The organism is Methylobacterium sp. P1-11, from assembly GCF_008329595.1.
Classification (GTDB): Bacteria; Pseudomonadota; Alphaproteobacteria; order Rhizobiales; family Beijerinckiaceae; genus Methylobacterium.
Genome location: NZ_NPKS01000015.1, coordinates 71,689 through 92,319, shown reverse-complemented (window position 1 = coordinate 92,319; position 20,631 = coordinate 71,689). Strand labels below are relative to the sequence as shown.

Here is a 20,631-nt window from a genome sequence, read left to right as displayed (position 1 = left end):
GGATCGTTGGGGCAACGGCCCCTTTCGACGCGGCGTTCACCGTGATTGCATCGAATTGCTCGGGTTTGGTGAGCGGTGCGTTAACCGCCGTCCGGCATCCGTCAACGAAGTCTCCGGAATGGTTAACGAAGCCTTACCGGGCTGCCTCGCGGGGGTCGGACAGTGAAGCGCCCGTGGCAGCTCGGGACCGGCCTGCTCCTCACGGGGCTGGCCGGATACGTCGACGCCCTGGGCTTCGTGCGGCTCGGCGGGCTCTACACGTCCTTCATGAGCGGCAACACCACACAGCTCGCCGTTCTCGGGGCGCAGGTCGAGCTGCACCGCATGGTCCTGCCCGCGATCCTGATCTTCGCCTTCCTCACGGGCTCGGTCCTCGGGAGTGGACTGGCGATCCTGGTTCCCGCTCGCTGGGCGACGCCCACGGTGCTCGGCTACGAAGCGCTGCTGATCCTCGCCGGCCTCGGGCTCGGCCTCGCATCGCCGGAACTGGGCCTCGCGGCCTTCTTCATCGCGGTGGCGATGGGGTCGCAGAATGCGGTCCTGACGCAAGTCACAGGGTTCCGGGCCGGGACGACCTTCGTCACTGGCGCGCTGTTCAGCCTGGGCCAGAAGATCGCGCAGGCGCTCACCCGTACCGGTAATCCTTTGGGCTGGATCGGCGACGCTCTGGTCTGGGTGTCGCTGCTGGTCGGCGCCCTGATGGGCGCCCACGCCTATCAGCAATTCGGCCTGTACGCGCTGATCACCCCGGCGGCGATCTCGGGCGGCCTGGCGTTGATTACCGCTCTCCTGGTCTTGCGCACCGCGCCGCGGGCCGCAAATGTCCCCCCAAGATGAGCAGCCCTGTCAGCAATCCCTCCCTTACCAGTCACGTCGCCGCGCTGGAGCCCGGCGAGCACGTGCTCGCGGCGCATTTCCTGAAGGATGTGCCTGCCCTGGCGTTGAGCGACGGCACCGTCGCCCTGGCGCGGGAAGACGGTTTGACCCGGGTCACGGCCCATCCCGACAGCGGAATCCTCGTCGCAACCGGGTGTGGCGACCGGCTGGTCACCGGCGGCGACGACGGCCGCGTGGTGGCGATCCGCACAGACGGAACGCTGGAGCAGATCGCCATAGCCAAAGGCGGCGCCTGGATCGACGCGCTGGCCGTCCATCCCGACGGCGCCGTCGCCTGGTCGGCCGGCCGCATTGTCGTGGCCCGCGACCCGAAGGGCCGTGAGAAGACCTTCGAGGCCCCCTCCTCCGCGCGTGGCCTCGTTTTCGCGCCCAAGGGGTATCGGCTCGGTATCGCCCATTACAATGGGGTCAGCCTCTGGTACCCGAACCTGGAGACGCCTGCCGAGGTGATCGGCTGGAAGGGTTCGCATATCGACGTGACATGGTCGCCCGACGGCCGCTTCGTGGTGTCCACCATGCAGGAGAACAGCCTGCATGGCTGGCGCCTGCAGCCGGACCGCGGCCACATGAGGATGTCGGGCTATCCCGGCAAGGTCCGTTCGATCTCCTGGTCGTCGGACGGGCACTGGCTCGCGACCAGCGGCGCGGAGGCGGCAATCGTGTGGCCCTTCGACTCCAAGGAGGGGCCGACCGGCAAGGCGCCGCGGGAATGCGGTGTTCGTCCCGCCCGCGTCTCGCGGGTCGCGTTCCACCCGAAGGCGCCGGTGCTGGCCATGGGCTACGAGGACGGCTGCATTCTGCTCGTCCGCTTCAACGATGCGGCCGAGCTTCTGGTGCGGCCAGCCATTCCGGGGAGCGGCGTGACGGCGCTGGCCTGGGACGGGCGCGGCGGCCGGCTGCTGTTCGGATGCGCCGACGGCAAGGCGGGCCTGCTGACGCTTCCGGGCTGAGACCTGTCGCGGCCCCGGCTGGAACCGTGGCCGCGCGCATGCTCTTTGTCGGAGGTCGATTCCAGCGCCGGAGGCCAGACATGTTTCGCGTGTTCCGCACCTTCGGGCTGGCGCTCGGCCTGCTGGGCGGCGTCGTGGCCGCGCAGGCCCCCGAATTCGCCCAGCAATACGCGCAGCGGCTCGGCGGTGCCGCCGACGAATTGCGCCGGCAGGTGGCCGTGCTCGAATCCGACGCGCAGGCGTCTGGCACGACCCGCGACGGGGCCGTCGATCGGCTCCGCGCCAACCCGGATCAGCTGGTGGCCCGCCGCGGCGAGGCAGCCCAGGCGGACATCGCGCGCCTCGCCCGTCTGAGCGCTCAGCAACAGGCTCTGGCCTCGGCGACGAGCCCCCTCGGGCGAGTCGTGGCGATGCTGCGCGATCCCGACCTGCCGGTGGCCGAGGCGGCCTATCGCGATTTCAGCCCGGCCGTCCCCACCAGCGCCGACGGCCTCGCAGCAGGGCTGATCGGGTTCTTCATCGCGTGGGGCGGCTGGCGGGTCGCCTCGGATGTCGGCCGGCGGGCCGTGCGTCGGCGCCCCCGCGAAACCGCGCGCGTCGCCTGAGCGCGGTTCGTGCGGCCGAGAGTGTGGCGCAACGTCTACAGCGGCTTGCGCGAGCCTTGCGTATCGAGCAGGGATCCGGCCGTCCCGGTCCGGGAGAAGGCGCAAGATGCCGCGTGCGTCGACCTCCACAACCATCGATCCGGCGCTCGACGCCGCCGCTCTGCTGCGCCGCATCGGCTTCTTCGGCCTGTTCGTCGTTCTCCCGGTCCTGGCGCAGGTCGCACGCCGTGCCTCGGTGATCCTCGCACCGATTGCCGTGATCCTGCTGATCATCGCGAGCGTCATCGACCGGCGCCAGCGCCCGGTCCGCCCGGCGAGCTACCGCCTTCTGACCGCTCCGGCCTTCCTGGCGGGCATGCTGGTCGTTCTGTGGTCGGCGCTGTCGCTGATCTGGACCCCCTTCCTCGGGCCGGCCCTGGAGCGGCTGGCCAACCTGGGCGCCACGATCGGCCTCGCACTCCTCGGCTACCTGGCCCTTCCCGACCGGATGCGCTCGGCGAACCTCTACCTTCTGCCGCTGGGCGTCGTGGCGGGGGCGATCGTAGCGATCGTGCTCGGGCTGTTCGGTGCCCATATGGGTCCGTCCGGCGTCGAGGATGACGGTGCGCTGGATCGCGGACTGGTCCTGCTCATCCTGCTGCTCTGGCCGGCGCTGGCGTGGCTCCGCTCCCGGCGCCGCGATCGCGAGGCGCTCGGCCTGGCGTTGCTGGTCGCCCTCGCCCTCACGGTCCAGCCCGACGGGACCCAGATCGCCGCCCTGTCGGTCGGCGCCATCGCCTTCGCGATCACGAGCTACCGGCCGCGGCTCGGCGTGATCCTCACTGCTCTCCTTTCGGCCGCTCTGCTGGCCGCCGCGCCGCTGCTGCCTTTCCTGGCGCGGCCTGTGGGGGCCGCCATTCTCGGGCCGCTCGCGCCCGCGGTGCTGTCACTCAAGAGCTGGCAGAAGGTGGTCACGGCAGATCCGGTGCGGCTGATCACCGGGCACGGTTTCGAGACGGCCCTGCGCGGGCGCCTGATCGGCCTGCTGCCGGCCAATGCTCCGACAACCGCGCTCTTCGAGTTCTGGTACGAACTCGGAATCGTCGGCGCGCTGGCCGCCGCCTTCGCGCTCTACGCCTCGATTCGCCGGGCCGGGCGGGACGGTCCGGCGCTGGTGCCGGGCGCGATGGGCTGCTTCGCCGCCGCCTTCACGGTGGCCTGCCTGAGTGTCGGCCTCACGTCCGTCTGGTGGCTGACGACCGTCGCCATCGCGATCGTGGTCTTCGTCGCCGTGGAGCGGGGTCAGTTCCGCACCAGCCGGCCGAAGGTGGCCAGGCTGCAGCGGCTGCAATCCCGCGAGGGCTGAAGCCTCAGGTGCGCAGGAAGCCGTGAAGGCGGATCCAGGCGAGGAACAGGCCTGGCCACGCCGCCGCGGGCGTCCCCGGCGCGCCGAGGCCGAATCCGTGGCCGCCGCGCTCGAACAGGTGCAGTTCGGCCGGCACCCGCGCCTTCCGCAGAGCCGAGAACATGAGCAGCGGGTGATCGGCGACGGCGATAGGATCGTCGATCGCCTGGACCAGGAAGGTCGGTGGCGTCTCCGGCCCGACCTGAAGGTCCACCGAGTAGGTCTTCATCTCGACGGGCGTGACCTCGTCGCCCACGAGGATGCGGCGCGTGGCGGTCCGGTCGAACGGCTTGCGCATGGTGATGACCGGATAGATCAATCCGGCCAGCACCGGACGGATGGGTTGCTCATCGGCGGCATCCACGCCCGCGTACAGATTTCGGGCACTGCCGACCGCGGTCTCGCCCATCAGGTGGCCGCCCGCCGAGAAGCCGAGGACGCCGACGCGTCCGGGATCGATGCCGAACTCCGCACCCCGCGCCCGGACCAGCCGGAGGGCGCGCTGTGCGTCCTGCCGCGGCGCGTCCGGCCCCGCACCCCAGCCCTCCGCGGGCAGGCGATAGACGAGGAGGAAGACCGTGATGCCGGCGGCATTGAGGACCCGCCCGACCGGCACGCCCTCGTTGCCGAGGGCAATGGACTCGTAGCCGCCGCCTGCGGCGACGATCATCGCGGCACCGCTGGGATTGGCCGGCCGCATGACCAGCAGGCATGGTCGCGACACCCGGGTGATGTCGCCGTATCGTCCCTCGACGTAGCGGAAATTGTCCGCATTCGGTCCGTCGCCACCGCCCGGCATTTCGCCGGGCCACAGATCGATCACCGCCAGATCCGCGCCCGGCAGGCTGCGCGGGAGCGCTCGGACCGCCTCCTGTGGTGACGGCTGCGGTTCCGTTCCCATGGGGCGTTCAGCCCGGGCGCTGCGGAATCCCAGAACGCTTCCGAGGCCGGCAAGCAGGAAACGGCGGTCGAGGCGCAAGGGCATCTCCCGGATCGAGCTGCGATCGGAGCCGTCCGCCGACGGCCCAGCTCCCGCGGGAGCGCCGGTCCAACGCCAAAGGCTGCGTCGCGGGTTCCGCCGCGTCCGCGCGCCTCAGGCCTTTCGCGCGATGACCGCGACGTAGAAGCCGTCGGTTCCGGTCCGGAGCGGGCTCATCTGCACCCCATGGGCGGTTGTCCGCACGGCCGTCCGCAGCGAATCCGGCCCCGCCGCCAGCACGTCGTCCGGGGGAACGACGTCGAAGCGGCCACGCCAACCGGACACCAAGCCCTGTACAGCCGCGTCGTTCTCCGCCGCCAGCAGCGAGCAGGTGATGTAGACGATCCGGCCGCCGGGCCGGACGAGCCGCGCCGCCCGATCGAGGACCTGGGCCTGCTCGGCGGTGCGCAGCGCGAGGCTTCCGGGCCGCAGGCGCCATTTGGCGTCCGGGTTCCTGCGCCACGTACCGGAGCCGGTGCAGGGGGCGTCGACCACGACCCGATCGACTTTGCCGTCGAGATCCTCAAGGACGTCGGACCGCGCCTTGCCGCTGCGCGGGGTCCGCACCTCGGCCTGCGCACCGGACCGTCGCAGGCGCTCATGGATCGGCGCCAGCCGGCGCGGATCGCCGTCCGTGGCGATCAGGCGGGCACCGTTCCCGGTCTCGGCCGCAAGCGCTAGGGTCTTGCCGCCGCCGCCGGCGCAGAGGTCCACGATGGTCTCGCCGGCCCGAGGCGCGGCCAGGAGCGCGGCGAGCTGCGAGCCCTCGTCCTGAATCTCGTACCAGCCCTCGAGGAACTCCGCTTCCACGTGGAGCGCCGGCCCGCGCCCGTCGGCGCCGATCGGAACGCGCAAACCCGCCGGCGCGTGCGGCGTCGGGGCCGCATCGAAGGCGGCGAGCGCCGGCAGGATCGTATCGCGGGCGCCGCGCAGGGCGTTAACGCGGATATCAAGGGGGGCGCGTCGGGCCAGCGCCTTCAGCTCCGGGATGAGGTCGTCGCCGAGCAAGGCCGCGAGGTCCGGGAGCACAAAGGCCGGGGCGTCGCCTGCCACCTCCGGAGGCGCATCCTGCAGCGTCCCCCCGTCGAGGCGTATGCGCTCGTCGTCGCTGAGGGGGGGCGGCGCGAAGCGCTCGCCCGTGAACAAGGCCGCGACCGAAGCCGCGGCGAGCCCCTGCTGGAGGCGCAGGGTCCCGATCAGGATGGCGCGCGGCGTGTCCGCGCCCATGATCCAGGCCGCCGATGCCCGGCGCCGCAGGGCGTCGTAGACGAGGCTGGCGATGCCCGCTCGGTCGCCCGAGCCCGCGAAGCGATGGGCGAGGCCCCAATCCTTGAGGGCGTCCGCGGCGGGCCGACGGCGCTCGGCAATATCGGTCAGGACTTCAATGGCGGCGGAGCAGCGAGCGGCGGGGGTCAGGGGTCGGATCCTTCGGAATGCGTCAGCGCGGACGCGAAACGGCCACGCTTGGCCCACGATGCCGCCACGATACGGCCGAGCTTCCTGCACCTTCGCGGCGCAGACCGTGCTGCGGGTGGTCCGTCGTGTGGACTACCGCGTGTCGTATGGCATCCGCCCGTCCCGGACCAGAGCGGTCCGTCTCCGGGCGCGTACCGGGAGTACCCCAGCCCATGACGTCAACCCTTCGCCTTGCCCTCGCGGCCCTGGTTACCGCCACCCTTGCCGCCTGTGCGAGCGCGCCCGCGGCTCAGCCGGATCTGACGCCGCCACCGCGCCCGCGGGTCGACGCCAAGACGCAGCTGGAATACGGCACGCCGCCCGCACCGCCGTCCAGCCGCTACTGAGACATCAGCACGGGGCGGCGGCTCAGGCCGCCTCCCGTGCCCGTCGGGCCTCGTAGGCCTTGAGGCCGGTATAGACGGCGGTCAGGAGCGGGAACACCGTCTCCGGCACCTGCCGCCGGCCGCGCGCGATCAGGTCGCCGATCACGTGATCCGCCTCAATCCGCCCCTTGTTCTCGATGTCGCGCAGCATCGAGGCCGTGAAGGTGGATCCGGCAGCGGTCAGCTGCGCCCGCGCCCGCTCGGCTACGACCGCCCGCGGGGCGAAGCCGCTCGAAGCGGCAACGGCCGTGCACTCGGCATGCAGGGCTGCAATCAGCGCGGCCCCCTCGGGTGCCGCCACGATGTCGCCGACCGCGGCGCGCATCAGGGTCGTCGCCCCGGCCAGCGTCGCCAGGAACACCCACTTCTCCCACATCTCCTGCAGGATCACGTCGCTCAGGCGCGGCTGGAACTTGAGCCCGCGCATCAGGGCATCGACCGCCTCGATGCGGGCCGAGCGCGAGCCGTCGCGCTCGCCGTAGGTGATGCTGCACAATTCGCTCATGTGGCGGATCGCGCCGTCCGGCGCGAGCGTCGCCGCGATGGCGCAGGAGCCACCGAGGACGCGCTCGGCGCCGAAGCGGGCGTCGAGCACGTCGAGATGCGACATGCCGTTCAGCACCGGCAGGATCGCGGTGCCCTCGCCCACCGCCGGCGCCAGATCCGAAACCGCGCTGTCGAGGTCGTAGGCCTTGCACGACAGCAGGACCAGATCGAACCGCCCGGCCCCCGCCAGGTGGTCGGCCGTGACAGTGGGCGGATCGGCCAGGTGCAGGTCACCGAGCGGCGAACGGACGTTCAGGCCGTCCGCGGCGAGCTTAGCGGCCCGCGCCGGCCGGACCAGGAAGGTCACGTCTGCGCCCGCCTCGGCGAGACGCGCTCCGTAATAGCCGCCGGTCGCGCCGGCCCCGACGATCAGCGTGCGCATCGATCCCTCAGGTCCGCGACGGATAGTTGGGGCTCTCGCGGGTGATCGTCACATCGTGGACGTGGCTCTCGCGCAGGCCGGCATTGGTGATGCGGATGAACTGTGCCCGCTCCTGGAACTCGGGGATCGTGGCGCCACCGACATAGCCCATGGCGGCACGCAGGCCGCCGGCGAGCTGGTGCAAGACGTTGCCGACCGGTCCCTTGTAGGGCACCTGACCCTCGATCCCTTCCGGCACGAGCTTATGGGTGTCGTTCACCTCGGCCTGAAAATAGCGGTCGGCCGAGCCGCGGGCCATGGCGCCCACCGAGCCCATGCCGCGGTACGATTTGTACGAGCGGCCCTGGTAGAGGAACACCTCGCCGGGCGCCTCGTCGGTGCCGGCGAGAAGCGAGCCGAGCATCGCCACGGAGGCGCCGGCGGCGATCGCCTTGGCGAGGTCGCCGGAATACTTGATGCCGCCATCGGCGATCACCGGGATGCCGGCCTCGCCCGCTGCCTCGACGGCCTCCATGAGGGCGGTGAGCTGCGGCACGCCGACACCCGCGACGATGCGGGTGGTGCAGATCGAGCCCGGCCCGATGCCGACCTTGATGGCATCGGCGCCGGCATCGATCAGCGCCTTGGCGCCGTCCCGCGTCGCGACGTTGCCGGCGATGACCTGCACGGCGTTCGAGAGCTGCTTCACCCGTGCGACGGCGTCGAGCACCTTGATCGAGTGGCCGTGGGCGGTGTCGACCACGATGACGTCGCAGCCGGCATCGATCAGGCGCTCGGCCCGCTCGAAGCCGCTGTCGCCCGTCGTCGTGGCGGCCGCGACCCGCAGGCGGCCCTGCTCGTCCTTGACGGCGTTCGGGTAGGCGACGCGCTTCTCGATGTCCTTGACCGTGATCAGGCCGATGCAGCGGTAATGGTCATCGACAACCAGCAGCTTCTCGATCCGGAACTGGTGGAGCAGGCGCTTGGCTTCGTCCTGCGTCACGCCCTCGCGGACCGTGATCAGTCGGTCGCGGGTCATCAGCTCGGCGACCGGCTGGGCGGAATTAGTGGCGAAGCGGACGTCGCGGTTGGTCAGGATGCCGACCAGCTTGCCGCGCGAGCCGTTCGGGCCGCGCTCGACCACCGGAATCCCGGAGATGCGATTGAGCTTCATCACCTCGAAGGCGTCGGCCAAGGTCTCGTCGGGGTGGATGGTGATGGGGTTCATCACCATGCCGGACTCGTACTTCTTGACGAGGCGAACCTGCTCGGCCTGCTCCGCCGGCTCCAGGTTGCGGTGGATGACGCCCATGCCGCCATTGGCCGCCATGGCGATGGCCATCGGGGCTTCCGTCACCGTGTCCATGGCGGAAGCCAGGATCGGCAGGTTCAGAGGGATCGTGCGGGTGAGCCGGGAGGCCACGCTCACCTCGGTGGGCATCACCGAGGAGGCGGCGGGCCGCAGGAGCACATCGTCGAAGGTCAGGCCCTCGATGATCGATGCGGTTTCTACTCGGGCCATGTGCCAACTTTCCTCGGACGGCGGCGCGTGGGGTTCGCGCTGCGGGATCGGGTTGGCAAGTGCCAGTATCACGGGCTCCCTGACGGCGCCAATGCGCGGTTGATGCGTCGCAATGCCAAAACGTGCATGGCTCGGTGCTTATCCACGCTTGGTCGGGTCGCCGGACGGCGCCCTCGGACGCCGAGGCCCCCGTGGTCGACGCGTCCCTCGCCGTTCGTGACGAGCGCAGCGCCACGACGCGGGGAGGTGCGACCCTCTGGCGAGGAGCGCTCGCGAAGACGCGGAATGCGGAGGGCGCTTCAGCGCATCGCCGGCGTGGCAGGCCCCTTGTCGGTATATTCGGGCGGCAGGCCGATATAATCGCCGAGCATCCCGTCGATCCCGGGGGCGCGGCCGAAGGCTTCGCAATCCGGGTCGAGAGGCGCCTCGCCGAGCGTGGTGATGCGGATACGGTCCCAGGTCGGAAGCGTGTTGGGCGCCGTGAACGGATCCTCGCCCGTCGCCAGCATGTAGCCGAAATCCTGGCCGAACTCGCCGGCGAGATCGTAGGCGTCGCTGGCCTGGGAGAAGCGCGGCTGGCTGGTGAAGGAATTGGCCGCTCCGCCCCAGACCATGGCGGCCCGCTGCTCGCGCCGCCGGTCCAGTGCCTCGGCCTCCACGGTCAGGCTGCCGAGGCCGATCGGCACCCGTGGGATCGGGACGCGGCCGACGCCCTCGGCGAAGCTCAGGCCGAGCTGCGACGCCACCGTGACGCCGGCCGAGCCCGCAATGGTGGCGCCGGCGCCGAGGAGATCCGTGGGATCGACGCGGGTGACCTGCGCCCGCACCGTCAGGTCGGCATCGCGGCTCGTCACGATGTCGTATTTCAGCGACAGGTCGTAGCAGAGCGCCCGGTCCGCAGCGTTGGCGATGAGGCGGCGCTCGGCCGGCGTCAGCGGCGCGGCTCCGGCCACGTCGGCGTGGAACGCGGTCGGGATGATCCGCACCGTTCGGGCCTTCGCCAAAGCCGGCTGGTCGACAAAGATCCGCGAGGCCGAAGCGACCTGATCGCTGGACTTCAGCCGGTCATAGCGCGTGAGGGAGCCGCGGTCGTTGAGCAGGACGGTGCCGCAGGCGGCGACCATCGAGAGAAGGGCGACGCCGGCGGCGATCCGCGGCACGGAGCGGATCTTGCTGGGGCTGGACTGCATCATTTCCTCGTGGGCCCGGCCCCGGGCCGGCTGGAGCGGCCTCACGGACGCGTGATGGAAACGTAGCCATTGGAGCACCCGCAAAAAAGGTGGGCTCCGTCAGGCGTTCGACGTCTGTTGCAGGAGGGATACAATCGCGAAACACGAGGGTGCGAGGTGGCTGCACGGCCGTGCAACCGTCGCGGCGCGACACGCGTCTGCTGTCTGATGCCTGCGACCGCTCAAAGACCGTTCTGGATCGTCCCGCTGACGGTCGCCACCGCTCTGTTCATGGAGAACACCGATTCGACGGTGATCGCCACGGCGCTGCCCAGCATCGCGGCGAGCCTGAACGAGGATCCGATCGCCCTTAAGCTCGCCCTGACCTCCTACTTGGTCAGCCTCGCAATCTTCATCCCGGTGAGCGGCTGGATGGCCGACCGCTACGGATCGCGGACGGTTTTCCGTGTCGCCCTGGTCGTGTTCATGGCCGGCTCGCTCGCCTGCGCGGCCGCCAATGGGCTGGCATGGTTCGTCGCCGCGCGGTTCCTCCAGGGGATGGGCGGCGCCATGATGGTGCCGGTCGGTCGCCTCGTCGTGCTGCGCAGCGTGCCGAAATCGCAGCTGGTCACAGCGCTGGCCTACCTGACCTTCCCGGCCCTCGTCGGCCCAGTGCTGGGACCGCCCGTCGGCGGCCTGATCACCACCTGGTTCGACTGGCGGTGGATCTTCTTCATCAACCTGCCGATCGGATGTGCCGGAATCGTGCTGGCGAGCCTGTATTTCGAGGATGTGCGCGAGCCGGAGCGACCGCCCCTCGACATCCTCGGCTTCGTCCTGCTCGGCACCGGGCTCGCTGCGCTGATGCTCGGTCTGGCCTCGCTGGGCCGCCACCTGCTGCCCGGCTCCGTCTCGTGGGGCTGCCTCTCCGCGGGCGCGCTCCTGCTGCCGCTCTACTGGGCGCATGCCAGGCGGGCCGCCCACCCGATCGTGCGGCTCGACTTGATGCAGAGGCCGACCTTCCAGGTCGCGGTGATCGGCGGCAGCCTGTTCCGGATCGGAACCGGCGCGATCCCGTTCCTGCTGCCCTTGATGCTGCAGGTCGGTTTCGGCCTCGACGCCCTGCATTCCGGACTGATCACCTTCGCGGCGGCGGCCGGCGCGATGTTCGTGAAGACCCTGGCGCCGAAGATCCTGCGCCGCACCGGCTTCCGGACCCTGATGGTCTGGAACGCGCTGGTCGCCTCCCTCTTTCTGGCGGTCAACGGGTTCTACACCGCGCAGACCTCGCACTGGATCATGGTGGCCCTGCTGTTCGTCGGCGGCTGCTCGCGCTCGATCCAGTTCACCTGCGTCAACGCCATCGCGTACGCCGATCTCGAATCCCGCGAGATGAGCGCGGCGACGAGCTTCGCCAGCGTCTGCCAGCAGCTGTCGCTGAGCCTCGGCGTCACGCTCGGCGCGCTGGCGCTGGAGGGAACGGCCGCCTGGCACGGGCGGACGCAGATCGAGGCCGCTGATTTCGGGCCGGCCTTCTTCGCCGTGGCGATGATCTCCGCGGCTTCCGTGCTGGGCTTCCGCAAGCTGGCGGCGGATGCCGGCGCGGAGATCTCCGGGCGCAAGACCATCGCCGCGGCGCCGGCTCCGGCCGCCGCGATGAGGCCGCGGCACGGCTGATCAGGCCGCCGCGCGTGCAGGCGCGCGTCCGGTAGGACGCTTGCCGCCGCCCCGCGCGGCGTTGCCCTTCGCCGAGGCCTTTCCGGCGGTGGCCTTGGCGCTCGGCGCCGGGGCCGGAACACCGGCCCGCCAGCCCTGCCAGCTCCACGCGCCAGGGCCCATCAGGGCGTAGATCAGGAAACCGCCCGCCAACCCGAGATCGGCCAGCATCAGCGTGCGCTCGGCGACCGCGGCCGGACCGACGAAGTGCCAGAACGGGTGGAGCACGAAGGCCGTCACGGCCGCGAAGGCGGCGAGCGCCAAGCCGGTCAAGCGCGGCAGCACGCCGAGGATCAGTGCAAGCGGTCCGAACACCTGAACCACCACGGCGGCGGTGGCGACGCCGTTTGGGGCGGGCATGCCGCTGCCGGCAAGCGTGAGAGCGAAGCCCGATACGTTGAGCGCCCGCGCGATTCCGGTGGGCAGCAGCGCGGCGGCAAGCAGCACACGCGCAGCGAGGAGGGTTCCGTCCTGGACGCGGGCGATCATGGGCGGGTCCGGTCAGCTGGGTTGAAGCCTGGAGCTTGACCGTTTCCCGCTGAAGACCGCGTTAAGCCCGACGCCTCAGCCGCCCACCCCGCCGCGGAACAATCGGCCTCTCTCGGTCCAGGCCACCACGAGCAGCGCCAGACCGCCCAGACCCGCGTAGCCGATCGCCACCGGCAGCACCGTGCCGTCGAAGGCCTGCCCGATCAGGAAGCCGCAGAGGGCGCCGAGGATCGTCGTGTAGAAGCCGAGGAACGACGACGCCGTGCCCGCGATGGCGCCCAGGGGCTCCAGCGCCAACGCGTTGAAGTTCGGCATCGCGAAGCTCATCAAGAACTGATTCAGCGCCAGGAGCGCCAGGAACAGAGCCAGCGGCGGACGGCCTTGATAGGCGAAGCCGACGCCGACCTGCACCAGCGCGACCACGAGGAAGGCGATGATCCCGCCGTGGGACATCGCCCGCATCCCGATCCGCCGGACGACGCGGGCGTTGATCAGCGTCGCTGCGCCCATGGAACCCGCCACCAGCCCGAAGGCCAGAGGGAAGAGGGGGCCGAGATGGTACAGACCGGTGTCGAATACCTGCTGGGCCGAGCCCACATAGCCCATGATGCAGCCGGTCATCAGGCCGAGCGCGGTGGTGTAGCCGATGGCGACGCGCGTCCTGAGCGTCATGCGGATCGCCTCCCAGGTCGCGGCCGGCGACAGCGGCCGGCGGTATTCTGGGTGCAGGGTCTCGGGCATCCGCAGGGAGAACCAGAGGGTCAGCCAGAAGGCCAGGACCAGCATCGAGACGAAGACGTAGACCCAGGATCCGAGGGCCAGCATCATCCCGCCGATCGCGGGCGCGATCATCGGGACGATCAGGAACACCATCATGGTGAGCGACATCACGCTCGCCATCTCGCGGCCGGCGAAGCGGTCGCGGACGATCGCGACCGACAGCACGCGCCCGCCGGCCGCCCCCACACCCTGGATGATCCGCGCGGCGAGCAGCCAGCCGAAGCTCGGTGCCACCATGGCGAGGCCGCAGCCGACCACGTAGACGGCGAGGCTTGCGAGCAGCACCGGCCTTCGGCCGAGCGCGTCCGAGACCGGCCCGTAGACGATCTGCGCGAAGCCGAAGCCGATCATGTAGACGTAGACGAGGAACTGCAGCCGGTTGGGATCCGGCACGGAGAAGCGCGCCTCGATCGCCGGGAAAGCCGGTAGCAGGTTGTCGATGGAGATCGCCGTCACCGCCATCATCAGGGCGATGATGGCGACGAACTCGGCAAAGCCCGGGCCCGACCACGGTCGCGGCGTGCGGACCTCCTGGATCGGTGGTACGGGCCGGATCGCGATGGTCAAAAGCGGGCTCTCGGGATGCGCTGGGATCGGCCGATCAGGGCTCGTCCTTCGCGGCACACTTGTGACAACCGCGCCCGCCCGGCGCAGTTCAGGCCGGCAGCGGGCGCAGGACCGGCTCGGCGGGCTTGCGGCCAACGAAGGCCGCCATCAGCGCCGCGACGAGGCACAGGAGGCCCGCCGACACGAAGGCGCCGAGATAGGTGCCGGTGTCGGTCCGGATCGTGCCGGCGAGCCAGGCCGCCGAGGCCGCGCCGATCTGGTGGGCGGCCGCGATCCAGCCGAACATCAGCGCGGCGTTCTCCTCGCCGAAGGATTTGCCCGCGAGCTGGACAGTCGGCGGCACCGTGGCGATCCAGTCGAGCCCGTAGAACACCGCGAACAGCGACAGGCCGTAGAAGCTGTAGTCGAAGGAATAGGGCAGGAAGATCAGCGAGAGGCCGCGTAAGCCGTAGTACCAAGCCAGCAGCTTGCGCGAATCGAACCGGTCGGTGAGCCAGCCGGAGGCGGTCGTGCCGATCAGGTCGCAGATGCCCATCAGCGCCAGCAGACCGGCCGCCGTGACCTCGGCGATGCCGTGGTCGATGCAGGCCGGGATCAGGTGGGTGCCGATCAGGCCGTTGGTCGAGGCGCCGCAGATGAAGAACGTCCCGGCGAGCAGCCAGAAATCCCGGGAGCGCAGACCCACCCGCAGGCCGCGCAGCGCCCGGACGGCGGGGTTCTCAGTGAGAACCGGCGTCGGCGTCACCGCCGCCTCGCCGTAGCGGGGCAGGCCGAGATCCGCCGGCCGATCGCGCAGGAACAGGGCTGCCAGCGGGATCAGAGCGAGGGTCGCCGCCGCGACCACCAGCGAGACGGAGCGCCAGCCCTGTCCCACCGCGAGCGAAGCCAGCATCGGCAGGAACACGAGCTGGCCCGTGGCGCTGCTCGCCGTCAGCATGCCGAGCACGAGGCCGCGGCGCTTGGCGAACCAGCGCCCCGCGACGGTGGCGCCGAGGACGTTGGCGACCATCCCGGATCCGGATCCGACGACGAGGCCCCAGAGCAGAACCATCTGCCAGGGTGCGGTCATCAGGCTGGTGGCAGCTGTGCCGATCGCCAGGATCAGCAGCGCCGTGCAGACCGAGCGGCGCAGGCCGAACCGCTCGATGATCGCTACCGCGAAGGGACCGATCATCCCGTACAGGAAGATGTTGAGTGCGATCCCGACGCTGATCGTGGCGGCGGACCAGCCGAATTCCCGCTCCCACGGCACGATCAGGACGCTCGGCGTGGCGCGGACACCGGCGCCGACGAGCAGCACCACGAAGGTGATCGCCACGACGATCCAGGCATAATGCACGCGCGACCCGGGGCGCGTCTCGGTGAGGGTGGTCATGGACGGGCTCCGGAAACGGGGCGGATCGGTCAGGCGGCGGAGATCAGGGCTTCCGCCATGGCGGAGACGGTTGCGGGATCGACCCGGGCATTGATGCGCGTCTGCGCCTCGCGCCAGTAGGGTGTCGCCGCCCCGAGCGCCGCGCGGCCGGAATCGGTCAAGGACACGCGGCGCTCCCGCGGATCCGCCTCGCCGGGGGTGACCGATACGAGCCCGCGCCGCTTGAGCGGATCAAGGTTGCGCCCCATCGTGGTCCGCTCCAGCGCCGCCTCGGCGGCGAGGCGAGTGACCGGAACCGGCCCGAGCCGATCCAGATGGCGCAGAATCGCGAATTGCGTGACGCGAAGCCCGGTCGGCTTCAGTGCCGCGTCGTAGGTCGCCGTCAGCGCCCGCGTTGCACGGCGCAGGGCGGAGCAGGTGCACGGCTCGGGGGGAGGACCACTCATGGCATAGGTGTATATGCACGCATGCTCCCGGGGGCAAGCTGAAGCTGACGGTTCGCATCGATCGACACCCGTTGGCCCGGAAACAAGCGGGCGGCATCATCGACACGTCCGGCCACGGTGCTATCGCTTGCGCGAGTGACCCGGTTCGGGAGAAACGCGATGACACTCGAGACCGCGACGGCGTTGTCCTCCTCGGAGCAGAAGACAGCCCGCACCGGGCTGATCGAGGCGGCCGCCGACATCGTCACCGAGCAGGGGGGTTCGGGCGGATTCGTCCGCGACCTGTACGGACGCGTGACACCGGAGGATCTGGCGCCCTACGACCCCGCGGTCCTCGCAGACCTCGCCGCCCGCGCCAGGGCCTTCCTGTCAGAACCCCGCAGCCCCGGCGACCCGGCGCGGATGCGCCTGAGCGACAGCGAGTTCCTGCGCGACGGACGGGCGCGCGAGACGACGATTCTCGAGGTCGTCAATGACAACCGTCCGTTCCTGCTGGACTCGACCCTGGCCGAACTGACCGAGCAGGGCCTCGCCCCGCAGCTCGTCGCGCATCCGATCCTCGGCGTGGAGCGGGACGGCGCCGGCGGGCTCATCCGGGTGGTCGGGGAGACGACCGCGGATGCGCACGGGAGTCTGGCGCGCGAGAGCTTCATCCACATCCATCTCGACCGTTTGACAGCCGAGACCGGCGAGCGGCTCCTCAACGCCCTCGACGCGGTCTACCGGGACGTCGCCTTGGCGAGCGACGATCACAACGCCATGCTGGCGCGCCTCAGCGACCTCGCGGCGGATCTGGGTCGGGCGCCGACCCCGGTGCCGCAGCCGGAAACCGAAGAGGCGCGGGCCTTCCTCGAATGGCTGACGGACGGCCAGTTCCTGATCCTCGGCATGCAGGAGCACGGCATCGCCGGCGACGCGCATCCCTTGGTTGAGGGGTCGAGCCTCGGCGTTCTCCGCGATCCGGGCGCGACGCCTCTGCGCCGGGGCAACACCCCGGTGGATTACACGCCGGAAATCCTCGCCTTCCTGGAAGAGCCGCAGCCACTGATCATCACCAAGGCGAGCGTGAAGTCCCGGGTCCATCGGTCGGCCTACCTGGACTATGTCGGCGTCAAGCTGTTCTCCGGCCTCGGCAAGCTGTCGGGCGAGGTGCGGATCGTCGGGCTGTTCACCGCCTCGGCCTATACGAGCCCGGCCCGCGAAATACCCGTCCTGCGCCGGAAGGTGGAGGCCGTCGTCCGTCGCGCAGGCCTCGACCCGACGAGCCATGCGGGGCGCAGCCTCCTGGCCGTGCTCGAGAGCTACCCACGGGACGAACTCTTCCAGATCGACATCGACCGGCTCTACCGGTTCACCCTCGCCATCGCCGCCCTCGCCGACCGGCCGCGCGTCCGCGTGCTGTCCCGTCCGGACCGCTTCGGTCGCTTCGTCTCGCTGCTCGTCTACGTTCCGAAGGACCGCTACGATTCTGGGGTGCGGACCTGGATCGGCAGCTATCTCGCCGAGACCTATGGCGGGGAGCTCAGCGCGGCCTATCCCGACTATCCGGAAGGGTCGCTGGCCCGGATCCACTACATTATCGGCCTGCCCGATCAGGGAGGCCCGGAGCACGATCCCGCGTCTCTCGAAGCCGGGATCGTCGCCCTGGTCCGGACGTGGGGTGACGCGTTGCGGGCGGCGCTGGCCGAGACCCAGGGCGGCGACCGGGCGCGCCAGCTGGCCGCGCGCTACAGCGACGCGTTCTCCGCCGCATACCGTGACAACTTCCAGCCTGAGGTCGCCGTCGCCGACGTGGCGATTCTGGACAGCCTCGGCGAGATGCAGCCGCGAGCGGTCCATCTCGGACGCCGGCCCAGCGATGCTGACGGGCAGGTCCGCCTGAAGGTGTTCTCGCGCGGGACCGCCATCGCCCTGTCCGATCGTGTACCGGTGCTCGAAAATCTCGGCTTCCGCGTCATCAACGAACGCACCTACCGGATTGCGCCGGCGGGGGCGGAGGAGTCAGCCCGGATCTGGCTGCACGACATGCTGATCGAGCGAGCCTCCGGCGCAGCGATCGACCTCGGAGCACTGGAGCGACCTCTTGAAGCCGCGATGCTCGCCATCGCGGATGGTGCGGCCGAATCCGACGGCTACAACCGCCTCGTTCTGGAGGCCGCCCTCCCCTGGCGCCAAGCGGCCCTGCTCCGAGCGCTCGGTCGCTACCTGCGGCAGCTGCGGATCCGCTACGGCCAGGACTACCTCGCCGGCACGCTGAGCCGCCACGCCGGGGTCGCCCGCGCGATCGTCGCGCTGTTCGACGCCCGGTTCGACCCGGCCGTCACCGGCGATCGAGCGGCGCGGGAGGCGCAGGTCCGCGCCGGTATCGAGACGGCGCTCGCCGAGGTCACCAGCCTCGATGACGATCGGATCCTGCGCCGGTTCGTCAACCTCGTCGAGTCCGCGGTGCGGACCAACTTCTTCCAGACTGGGGCGGACGGGCAACCGCGGGAGACGATCAGCTTCAAGTTTGCCTGCGCGAAGGTGACAGCGATGCCGTTGCCGCGGCCGTTCTTCGAGATCTTCGTCTATTCGCCGCGGGTGGAGGGCGTGCACCTGCGCTTCGGCTACGTCGCCCGCGGCGGTCTGCGCTGGTCCGACCGGCCGGAGGATTTCCGCACCGAGATCCTCGGTCTCGTGAAGGCCCAGCAGGTCAAGAACGCCGTGATCGTGCCGGTGGGCGCCAAGGGCGGCTTCTTCCCGAAGCGGCTGCCGCCGGCCTCCGATCGCGCCGCCTGGATGCAAGAGGGCACCGAGAGCTACCGGATCTTCATCCGCACGCTCCTCGAACTCACCGACAACATCGTCGACAACGCTATCGTGCCCCCGCCCGACACGGTGCGGCACGATCCAGACGATGCCTATCTCGTGGTCGCGGCCGACAAGGGCACCGCCACCTTCTCGGACATCGCCAACGCCCTCTCGCTGGAAAAGGGCCACTGGCTGGGCGACGCCTTCGCGTCCGGCGGCAGCCAGGGCTACGACCACAAGGGCATGGGCATCACCGCGCGCGGCGCCTGGGAGGCGGTGCGCCGCCATTTCCGTGAGATCGACATCGACGTGCAGACCGACCCGATCACCACGGTCGGCGTGGGCGACATGTCGGGCGATGTGTTCGGCAACGGCATGCTGCTCTCGGAGAGCATCCGCCTCATCGCGGCCTTCGACCACCGGGACATCTTCCTTGATCCGAATCCGGATGCGGCGGCGAGCTTCGCCGAGCGTCGGCGGCTGTTCGATCTGGGGCGGTCGTCCTGGGCGGATTACGACCGGAGCCTGATCTCGGAGGGCGGCGGCGTATTCTCGCGCAGCCTGAAGACCGTGCCACTGTCGCAGGCGATCCGGTCGGCGCTGGGCTTCGAACGGTCCGAGGCGACGCCCACCGAGCTGATGCAGGCGATCCTGAAGGCGCCCGCCGACCTGCTCTGGTTCGGCGGCATCGGCACCTATGTTCGGGCCACCACCGAGACCGACGAGGATGCCGGCGACCGCGCCAACGATGCCCTGCGCATCACCGGCCCGGAGCTGCGCGCGAAGGTCGTCGGCGAAGGCGCCAATCTCGGCCTCACGCAGCGCGGGCGCGTCGAGGCCGCGCGCGCGGGCGTCCGCCTCAACACCGACGCCATCGACAACTCGGCCGGAGTCAACACTTCGGACGTCGAGGTGAACATCAAGATCGCCCTGATGATCCCGGAGCGCGATGGCCGGCTGAGCTACGCGGCGCGCAACGCCCTGCTCGCCGACATGACCGACGAGGTCGGACGCTTGGTCCTCCGCAACAACGAACTCCAGACGCTCGCCCTTTCCCTAGCCCAGCGCGGCGGGCTGGGCGAGACCGGCTTCGCCATGCGGACGATGCAAGCGCTGGAGGCGGAGGGCCGACTCGACCGGGCGGTGGAGTTCCTGCCGGAGGACGGGATCCTCGCCGAGCGCATGCGGCGGAACGAGGGGCTGACCCGGCCGGAATACGCCGTCCTGCTCGCCTACGCGAAACTGTCGCTGCACGACGCAATCCTCGAGAGCGCCGTCCCGAATGACCCGTATTTCGACCGGGAGCTGCAGCGCTACTTCCCGAAGGCGCTGCGCGAGCGCTTCCCGGATGCCGTCAAGGGGCACCGTCTGCGCCGCGAGATCATCGCCACGGCACTCGCCAACATCATCGTCAATCGTGGCGGCCCGTCGCTGGTGACCCGCCTCGTCGACGGCACCGGGGCCGACGCCGCGAACATCGCCAAGGCCTACGCGGTGACCCGCGACGCCTTCGGCCTGATGGAGCTGAACCTCGCCATCGACGGGCTCGCGGGCCGCGTTTCCGGCCAGGGGCAGCTCGACCTCTATGCGGAGGTGCAGGATCTGCTGACGAACCGGATCGTGTGGTTCATCCGCAATCTCGACCTGACCGGCGGCCTCGCGCCGGTGGTCGCCCGCTATCGGGACGGCATCGCGGCCGTGGAGGCGGCCCTGCCCAAGGTCCTCGGCGACGAAGCCCTGACGACGATCGGCGGCCGGGAGGCAGAGTTGACCGGACATGGCATGGCCAAAGCCCAGGCCCGGCGGCTCGCCTCGCTCACCGCCTTGGTCTCCGCGCCCGATATCGTTCGGGTCGCGGAGGCGAGTGGCCGACCGGTCGAGGAGGTCGCGGCGACTCATTTCGCGCTGGAACACGCCTTCCGTCTCGACGACCTCGCCGCTGCGGCGCGCACCGTGCCGGTGGCCGACACGTTCGACCGCGTCGCCCTGGAGCGCGCGGGAGCCGGCATCGCCGCCGCCCACCGGAAGCTGACCGCCGAGGTGGTGGCGGATCTCGGCGCCGGGCCCGATGCGGTGAAGGCCTGGATCAAGGCGCGCGGCGCCCCGCTGGCCCGGATCCGCGAAGCGGTGGACGCGATCAGTGCCTCCGGCCTCACGGTCTCCAAGGCGACGGTGGCCGCGAGTCTGCTGGGCGACCTGGTCCGGGCCGATTGA

General features: G+C 70.4%; 16 protein-coding genes. 7 read left to right on the top strand and 9 right to left on the bottom strand.

From position 1 onward, the window contains the following. Positions 1 to 162 precede the first annotated feature (162 nt). The 4 genes from CIW48_RS16665 (at position 163) to CIW48_RS16650 (ending at position 3,797) form a co-directional block, all read left to right on the top strand. Complete coding sequence (locus CIW48_RS16665) at positions 163 to 837, top strand: YoaK family protein (RefSeq protein WP_149311768.1); 675 nt, start codon at positions 163 to 165, stop codon at positions 835 to 837. Further along, positions 834 to 1,847, top strand: coding sequence for a WD40 repeat domain-containing protein (locus CIW48_RS16660; protein WP_149311767.1), 1,014 nt, complete (start codon positions 834 to 836; stop codon positions 1,845 to 1,847). Before CIW48_RS16665 ends, CIW48_RS16660 begins: the two co-directional genes overlap by 4 nt. 80 nt (positions 1,848 to 1,927) lie before the next feature. Next, positions 1,928 to 2,452, top strand: coding sequence for a DUF2937 family protein (locus CIW48_RS16655; protein ID WP_149311766.1), 525 nt, complete (start codon positions 1,928 to 1,930; stop codon positions 2,450 to 2,452). A 106-nt stretch (positions 2,453 to 2,558) separates the two neighbouring features. Then, positions 2,559 to 3,797 carry a peptide ABC transporter permease gene (locus tag CIW48_RS16650; RefSeq protein ID WP_149311765.1) on the top strand — a complete coding sequence of 413 codons (1,239 nt, stop codon included), beginning with the start codon at positions 2,559 to 2,561 and terminating at the stop codon, positions 3,795 to 3,797. A 4-nt stretch (positions 3,798 to 3,801) separates the two neighbouring features. Here the strand turns inward: CIW48_RS16650 and CIW48_RS16645 are convergent, their stop codons facing one another. Together CIW48_RS16645 and CIW48_RS16640 are read right to left on the bottom strand one after the other, a co-directional pair. Then, the gene (locus CIW48_RS16645) at positions 3,802 to 4,815 is read right to left on the bottom strand and encodes an alpha/beta hydrolase (protein ID WP_149311764.1); all 1,014 of its coding nucleotides are present in this window, start codon (positions 4,813 to 4,815) and stop codon (positions 3,802 to 3,804) included. Between the two features lie 114 nt (positions 4,816 to 4,929). Continuing rightward, on the bottom strand, positions 4,930 to 6,288 hold the full coding sequence (locus CIW48_RS16640) for an RsmB/NOP family class I SAM-dependent RNA methyltransferase (protein WP_246695279.1): 1,359 nt from the start codon (positions 6,286 to 6,288) through the stop codon (positions 4,930 to 4,932). A gap of 155 nt (positions 6,289 to 6,443) precedes the next feature. Between CIW48_RS16640 and CIW48_RS33295 the strand changes: the two genes are divergently transcribed. Further along, positions 6,444 to 6,617, top strand: coding sequence for a hypothetical protein (locus tag CIW48_RS33295; protein ID WP_173009289.1), 174 nt, complete (start codon positions 6,444 to 6,446; stop codon positions 6,615 to 6,617). A 22-nt stretch (positions 6,618 to 6,639) separates the two neighbouring features. On the opposite strand, the gene panE is transcribed toward CIW48_RS33295, so the two are convergent. The 3 genes from panE to CIW48_RS16625 form a co-directional block, all read right to left on the bottom strand. Further along, positions 6,640 to 7,584 carry a 2-dehydropantoate 2-reductase gene (gene panE / locus CIW48_RS16635; RefSeq protein ID WP_149311763.1) on the bottom strand — a complete coding sequence of 315 codons (945 nt, stop codon included), beginning with the start codon at positions 7,582 to 7,584 and terminating at the stop codon, positions 6,640 to 6,642. A 7-nt stretch (positions 7,585 to 7,591) separates the two neighbouring features. Further along, positions 7,592 to 9,085: an IMP dehydrogenase gene (gene guaB / locus CIW48_RS16630; RefSeq protein ID WP_149311762.1), complete on the bottom strand. Its 1,494-nt coding sequence runs from the start codon at positions 9,083 to 9,085 to the stop codon at positions 7,592 to 7,594. Positions 9,086 to 9,384: 299 nt separating this feature from the next. Then, positions 9,385 to 10,275, bottom strand: a complete 891-nt coding sequence (locus CIW48_RS16625; RefSeq protein WP_091781851.1) for a DUF3313 domain-containing protein — start codon at positions 10,273 to 10,275, stop codon at positions 9,385 to 9,387. Positions 10,276 to 10,482: 207 nt separating this feature from the next. Here CIW48_RS16625 and CIW48_RS16620 point away from each other — a divergent pair, with 207 nt between their 5' ends. Beyond that, positions 10,483 to 11,931 carry an MFS transporter gene (locus tag CIW48_RS16620; protein ID WP_149311761.1) on the top strand — a complete coding sequence of 483 codons (1,449 nt, stop codon included), beginning with the start codon at positions 10,483 to 10,485 and terminating at the stop codon, positions 11,929 to 11,931. Here the strand turns inward: CIW48_RS16620 and CIW48_RS16615 are convergent, their stop codons facing one another. The 4 genes from CIW48_RS16615 to CIW48_RS16600 all read right to left on the bottom strand — a co-directional run bounded on the left by CIW48_RS16615 (position 11,932) and on the right by CIW48_RS16600 (position 15,627). Then, positions 11,932 to 12,459, bottom strand: coding sequence for a DoxX family membrane protein (locus CIW48_RS16615; protein ID WP_149311760.1), 528 nt, complete (start codon positions 12,457 to 12,459; stop codon positions 11,932 to 11,934). Positions 12,460 to 12,534: 75 nt separating this feature from the next. Then, positions 12,535 to 13,701, bottom strand: coding sequence for a multidrug effflux MFS transporter (locus CIW48_RS16610; RefSeq protein ID WP_149311835.1), 1,167 nt, complete (start codon positions 13,699 to 13,701; stop codon positions 12,535 to 12,537). Positions 13,702 to 13,894: 193 nt separating this feature from the next. Beyond that, entirely contained in the window at positions 13,895 to 15,181 is a 1,287-nt protein-coding gene (locus CIW48_RS16605) for an MFS transporter (protein WP_149311759.1), read from the bottom strand. A 29-nt stretch (positions 15,182 to 15,210) separates the two neighbouring features. Further along, positions 15,211 to 15,627, bottom strand: coding sequence for a MarR family winged helix-turn-helix transcriptional regulator (locus CIW48_RS16600; protein ID WP_091781599.1), 417 nt, complete (start codon positions 15,625 to 15,627; stop codon positions 15,211 to 15,213). A gap of 159 nt (positions 15,628 to 15,786) precedes the next feature. Between CIW48_RS16600 and CIW48_RS16595 the strand changes: the two genes are divergently transcribed. Further along, positions 15,787 to 20,631: an NAD-glutamate dehydrogenase gene (locus CIW48_RS16595; RefSeq protein ID WP_149311758.1), complete on the top strand. Its 4,845-nt coding sequence runs from the start codon at positions 15,787 to 15,789 to the stop codon at positions 20,629 to 20,631.